The sequence below is a fragment of the Kaistella jeonii genome (genome assembly GCF_000812865.1).
GTDB lineage: Bacteria > Bacteroidota > Bacteroidia > Flavobacteriales > Weeksellaceae > Kaistella > Kaistella jeonii.
In genome coordinates, this window is the sequence record NZ_JSYL01000021.1 from 1 (window position 1) to 6,345 (window position 6,345).

At 31.4% G+C, this 6,345-nt stretch carries 5 protein-coding genes and 2 pseudogenes; all 7 read left to right on the forward strand.

Annotated elements, in window-relative coordinates:
* Positions 1-555: bacteriophage T4 gp5 trimerization domain-containing protein (locus OA86_RS15800; RefSeq protein ID WP_039355005.1), on the forward strand; the 555-nt coding region annotated here is incomplete at its 5' end.
* A 2-nt stretch (positions 556-557) separates the two neighbouring features.
* Positions 558-1,937 (forward strand): DUF1641 domain-containing protein, encoded by a 1,380-nt coding sequence (locus OA86_RS14835; RefSeq protein WP_039355008.1) that lies wholly within the window; start codon positions 558-560, stop codon positions 1,935-1,937.
* A 76-nt stretch (positions 1,938-2,013) separates the two neighbouring features.
* Positions 2,014-2,994, forward strand: coding sequence for a hypothetical protein (locus OA86_RS14840; RefSeq protein ID WP_126340483.1), 981 nt, complete (start codon positions 2,014-2,016; stop codon positions 2,992-2,994).
* An 84-nt stretch (positions 2,995-3,078) separates the two neighbouring features.
* Positions 3,079-3,917, forward strand: a pseudogene (locus OA86_RS16195) (phage baseplate assembly protein V); the annotation flags it as partial.
* Positions 3,918-3,919: 2 nt separating this feature from the next.
* A complete protein-coding gene (locus OA86_RS14855) occupies positions 3,920-5,308 on the forward strand; it encodes a zinc metalloprotease (RefSeq protein WP_039355017.1) in 1,389 nt (462 codons plus the stop codon).
* Between the two features lie 7 nt (positions 5,309-5,315).
* On the forward strand, positions 5,316-5,957 hold the full coding sequence (locus OA86_RS15450; RefSeq protein WP_052257552.1) for a hypothetical protein: 642 nt from the start codon (positions 5,316-5,318) through the stop codon (positions 5,955-5,957).
* A gap of 73 nt (positions 5,958-6,030) precedes the next feature.
* A pseudogene (locus tag OA86_RS15900) lies at positions 6,031-6,177 on the forward strand (phage baseplate assembly protein V); the annotation flags it as partial.
* Positions 6,178-6,345 lie beyond the last annotated feature (168 nt).

Consider the following 6,345-nt stretch of genomic DNA (forward strand, 5'->3'; position numbering starts at 1 on the left):
CATCCGGACCGACCTTTTGTCATGGGCGGTATGTTTCATGGAGGAACGGCTTTAGGAGGATTTGCAAATAACCGTGTAAAATCAATTATGACAAGAAGTGGACATAAAGTGGTTTTTACAGAAGATGAAAGCATTGTTATTACTGATAAATCCGGTAATGAAATTCATCTGGATACGACAGGAAGCAATATAAATATTACCGCTCCGGAAACGATGACGCTGAATTGTAAGAATATGAATATTAATGTGGGGGAAAATATGACTGCATTTGTGGGAAATAACCAAAGTACAACAGTTGGTCAAAATCAAAGTAATACCATTGGAATGAATCAAACGGAAAGTGTAGGAATGATGAAAAACCTTTCTGTAGGTGCAAATTTTATGACAAATGTTGTAGGAAGTTTGATGGAATTTGTAAAAGGAAATAGAGAAAGCAAGGCCAAAGAAGTGAAAGAAAATTCGAAACGAAGAGAAATTGTCTCGCAAGAAAATAATGATATTCATTCTCAAAAACAATTCAATAATAATAGTGGTGAAAATTCAAAAATGCATTAATTATGTCAATCATAAGAGTTACAGAGGGAGAAAATATTACAAATATAGAGAAAGGATGGACGGTTTTTACCGATACATTTGATGCTTATGCAGGACAATTCAGTCATTTTACTGCAACGAATGGAACTGTTTTCGGAAATCCTAAAAGTGATAAGAGTGAAGAAACGCATTATTTCAAAGAAGGATGGTGGAGTTCTGATTCGCAGGGAAATAGTAGGATAACAGAAGCGGCAATTGGACAAGTAGTTTATTTTCAGGTAAAGACAAAAAACATTACTGACCCAAATGCAGATGTGGGGATGCAATTATATGATGAAGATGGGGGATTGGGAGGAGAAGATGATCCTATTGGTGTAAGAGAAGTTACCCAAGATGACAGTTTGGGAGCATTGGTAACAGAAAAACGAGTAACAAATAATGCTATTGTTTATAATCTTACTTTAAGTGATGGATTAGCAAGTTTTATTGAAGACGATTTTGGAGACGAAATAGAACTTTATTTCGAGTGCAGTTATAAAGAAGATATAAATGTAAAACTACCATTATCTTCAGAGTTATATCTCAAGGTAGAAATATGTGACAAAAATGTTGTACAAAGTTTTAACAACAAGCAATATGGAAGTTGCGATTTTTATTGTTTTAGATATGATGATTTTATGCGAAGACATAAACATTGCGGACACATGCCTCCTGTGTATTATTTTGGAGAAATGCGGGAATTAAGTTCTTGGAGTGTGATAGATAATATAACAGAATGGTGGACACCAAGTCTTACAAATGAAATGAAACAAATAAGCATTTCTGTGGAAGAAGTAGAAAAACAGGGTAATAAATATAAACCAGTACCTTCTACCAGTTATGGTTTTAAATATTGCACACGGTTTTCCAGAGTATTGATGCCAACATTAACACAAAGAGGGCAAATATGGCTTACTGAAGCTAGATTTAAATTACAAAAATATATGGAACAAGGAGTTATTGATAAAACATATATAGCAAATTATGATGTTATCATTCTAGACTCATTGGAAAATAATTTTAATGATAACTTCAAAAAATTTAATTGGAGCTCCATGATTTATGAATTTGATCAGGAAATGCAAACAAAATATTATACTAATATCGAAATAGATAATGATAAATTTCAAGATTTTGCTTTCGCGACACATCCAGACGCTTATGATCCTGTAAAAATGTCATATTTATCAGCAGATGATTTATTGAAAGTAATGTCAACTCCTGATATGAAAGAATGGCTGGGGTCTGCTACTTGGGCACAAGCTTTAATTATGGCAAGAAATCTGAATTATCGTGAAATTACCGAAGCAACTTTAAACCGTTTCTTCAAAAAATATATACTAGGCGATGATGGATTTAAATAAGATTATAAAATTAATTAGCTGTTTTTTCTTAATTACCTCGAACTACAGCTGTTCCCAAACTACAAAACCAGCCAATATGAAATGGATAGAAAAATACAGTTTTTACGATTTTTATAAAAAAAATATAAACAATGGAAATTTTCCACCTGGAACAGGTTTAAAATTGACAATATTTAAATTTTTGAATGAAAAAACTATTTTTTTAGCAGGAAGTAAAGACTTACACGCATTTTATAATAAGCCTGGAGATTGTGCTATATTATTTGTTTCTAAAGACAAAGGCAAAAGTTATCAAGAAGTTACTTTTCCCGAAGAAAATGTTAAATTTCTCACTCCTACAGAAAAGTACACATTAGTTGAAACCAATATTAACGGTTACAGTGCTATAGGTAAAAATGTAATTTATCTTTTGGATAATACAACATTACAATTCAAGAAAATTGATGAATATTCATCTAATAATAAAATAAGCTATAAGCAATTTAATGGAGAGTATGTAATTTATTCTGACAATAATGAAACCTATGTACTTAATATCTTGACAGAAGAAAAGTATAAATTACCAAATGATGTTGTTGAGAAAAATTTTATTCTAAATGATTCTGATGCAAAAATAACTTTTCTAAGAGAAAATAATAAAGTCGTTTTATATGATGCGAAAAATAATTTATACGAGATTTCTAAAACGCTGAAAGGTTCCTACTCTACGATTATGAATACTTTTGGTGAAATTACTTTAGGAAAAGAAAATTTATTAAAAACATCTGGAACTATTTATGATTTGAATGAAAAAGAACTATTTGAAGCTTCGCCTAAAACAGAGAAAGGACTTTACCGCTACAAAAACTTTGCCAGTTATTTCAAAGAAACAAGACCTTATGTAATATTCTTTTATTCTTACGATTATGGAAAAACATGGTACGAATATAAAACACAAAATATGTTTACCACATCGGTTCCTAAAGGTTATTACAAAGACAAATATATTGTTTTGGATGTAAGTTATTATGACAAAAAAAACGATGCGGATATTGAAGTTGGAGAATTTCAAAAGTAACTATCATGAAGAATTATATTTAAGTTAGGCAACGCCTAATATTATCGCATGCAACAAACTCACTAATTAATTAGAAATATAATAATCACAGTTAAGTTTGATTGGCAATTGCATGATACGACAGATTTCATCAGAATGATTAGTCCGGATGCGGGCGGAACAGATCAGGTAAGCCAAAACAGAGGTTATGTTGCGATCCCTGAAGTTGGTGATCAGGTGATGGTAGGTTTTGTTCACAATCACCCTGATAGACCTTTTGTCATGGGCGGAATGTTCCACGGGGGAACTGCTTTGGGTGGGTTTGCAAATAACCGTGTTAAATCTATTATGACAAGAAGTGGACATAAAGTGGTTTTTACAGAAGATGAAAGCATTATTATTACTGATAAATCTGGGAATGAGATCCATTTAGATACAACCGGAAGTAATATAAATATTACCGCTCCGGAAACGATGACGCTGAATTGCAAGAACATGAATATTAATGTTGGGGAGTTATTACTGATAAATCCGGTAATGAAATTCATCTAGATACAACTGGTAGGAATATTAATATTACAGCGCCTGAAACGATGACGCTGAATTGCAAGAACATGAATATTAATGTTGGGGAAAATATGACCACGAGTGTAGGAATGAACGCAAGTGAAATGATAGGAATGAATAATAGCCAAACTGTCGGAATGAATGCTACTCAAAGTATTGGTGCTATGAAAATGACATCTGTGATGGGTGATGCGAGTATGTTCATTACGGGGAAATTGACGGAAATGATTGAAGGTGATGTACATAGTGAGACGAAGCAGGGGAAAACTACAGTAAATTCTGATAAAGGAATTGAAACAACTTCTAATGCATCTATTACAAGACATGCACAGGAAGAAGTGCAACATAATAGCGGAGAGAAATCTAAAGCACATTAAATATGAGTAGGACAAGAATTGTTAAAGGTAAAATTACCGAAATTGTTGAAAAAAATTATAATATTTATTCTGAAAGTAGTATCATCGATAATGCCGCAGATATTATTTCTGATAAGGGAGTAGAAAGAGGGGAAAGCTTTGGAAATCCTGATAATCCTCCTTCCACTCAAATTAAAGCAAAATGTCTTGTTGAATTTAGACCACATGGAAATTGGAAAGGAGAATTTGGTTTTGATTGGATTAGAACGGGTGATAGCGGTTTGGTAGGTGATAAAAATTGGGTGAAAGATATTTTAGGAAAACATTATACGAACTCGCATCTAAATGTAGTTACAACTGACACAAACAGCTGGACCAATTTTTTTAAAAAATGGCCTTCGATGTTTAATAATCTTATAAATAGTTTTAAAAAATTACAGATTAATTGGAAATCAACAAAAGGAAATCCTTTCTTCTATCATGTTCCAGTGATAGCAATTGTTCATAATGAAAATATTGCAAAACTTAGCTTAAAAATTGAAATTCAAACAGCTCCAAAAAAACTTGAAATTAAGCCGCAAAAAGAAAAAACAGGCTTGATTTTTAATAAGACTGAATTACCAATCAATAATGGCAAGTATAATCTATATAATTTTTTGACTGTAAAAGCTTCAAAGCCTCTAAAAGAAGATGTATATGTTGATGTTTTAGCAGATAATGAAATTTGTGGTCAATTTAAAGTTTTAGCAAACGATACTGCTCATATAAAAAAAATTAATGTGATTATTGTCCCTATTAAGACTAAGCTAGGAGCAGTTCCAAAAATAGGAAAGATGGTTTCTGATGGCGATTCTTTTTTTAGACAAAATTTAATTCAATCTTTAATAAAGCCTAATATTAGATATTTGATAAAACCTTTAGATGTTTCCACAAATAATACATTTAAAAATAGATATTCTAGGAGTGGCGTTATTTTTAGTGACGATGGTAGTCAAGATGGAAGCTTTATTCCAATATTAGATTATCTTGATGCCGAATTAAATAGAGTCTATCCTGGAAGATATACAAATTTCTATAAATTATACTTTTTATTGGACGCTTACCCTGATCCAATAGATTCAAATTTAGTAACACAAGGTTTTGCAGATAAACTTTTTACTGATCATGTTATATTTTTCTATGATCATGATCGTTCAACAATATCACATGAAACCTTGCATGCAATGGGATTACCACATACTTTTGATGGAAAAAAATCAAATTATACATATAAAGCTCAAAAAACTGATAATATCATGGATTACTGTCATTGGTCTACAGATTTGAATGGTAATCCACGAACACCAGTTGAAGGGAAAATTTTGTTTGGTTGGCAATGGCAAATTGTTAATAACACAATAAAAATAAAATAAACATAATATGATTAACAAAGTTTTTATTTTAGCAATTATCTTATTTTGTCATGCTTGTTCGGGGCAGAAAGAAAAAGAAATTAATACAGTAACAAAAAGTGAAAAAATGAGAAAATTTGATATTGAAAATTTTAAAAAAACTTGGAATAAAGGAGGTGCTTTTTTTTTATTATCTGATGGTAGTAAAGTTGAACAATATGAGTCAGATAATGGTTTTGATGAATATATTAAAAAACCCGCACCAAGTTTTCTTTCAGAATATAATACTTATTATAAAGAAGGTAATTTAAAATCATCTACAACGACCTTTTCAAACGTAGCTGTTGGAAAATATTTTGAATACGACAAAAATGAAAAAATCATTAGTGAAAAAAACGAAGATACGAAGTTTAAAAAAATAAAGTATACTGATATTCTTGATTTTTTGAAAAAAAACCATCATGTAGATTTAAAAACAGGTAAAGGTTGGTATTTGGATAATGGTGAACCCGCAATTGAAGTACATTTTAATGAAACTAATTCTTTGTGGACAATTCGTTCTGCAAAAGGTATTGTTACCCACTCAAAAAATAGTCCCTCAGGACAAGGTCTAAAAGCAAATTTCTACTATGAAATTGATGGGAATTCTGGAAAAGTCTTGAAAGATTAACGATATCTAAATCCTTTAAGAAGGTAATTTTAGGTATATAAATACACTAAAAAACTTAAATATTTAAAATCTCTATGTCGCAATCCCAAAAGTTGGTGATCAGGTGATGGTGGGTTTTGTACACAATCATCCGGATCGTCCTTTTGTGATGGGGGGGATGTTTCACGGGGGAGTTGGATTGGGAGGTGGAGCACAAAATCACATGCGCTCGATTCAAACTGACCCGTCCTAAAAAAAGTTTACAGATTTAACTTTTATTTATTGATAGTCCTTGTACAAATTTACATTTAAATTTTAGTCCTAAAATAGTTTTACATTTGTTGTTATCAACTGAAGCGGAAATTAGCTCTGCTGAGGAGCAACTAATGAGGAATAGGTTGATCAGATA

What these genes read in the sequence shown, in the direction of transcription:
- OA86_RS14855 (WP_039355017.1), top strand. Translation starts at nt 3,920, where the DNA reads ATGAGTAGGACAAGAATTGTTAAAGGTAAAATTACCGAAATTGTTGAA.
- OA86_RS15450 (WP_052257552.1), top strand. Translation starts at nt 5,316, where the DNA reads ATGATTAACAAAGTTTTTATTTTAGCAATTATCTTATTTTGTCATGCT.
- OA86_RS14835 (WP_039355008.1), top strand. Translation starts at nt 558, where the DNA reads ATGTCAATCATAAGAGTTACAGAGGGAGAAAATATTACAAATATAGAG.
- OA86_RS14840 (WP_126340483.1), top strand. Translation starts at nt 2,014, where the DNA reads ATGAAATGGATAGAAAAATACAGTTTTTACGATTTTTATAAAAAAAAT.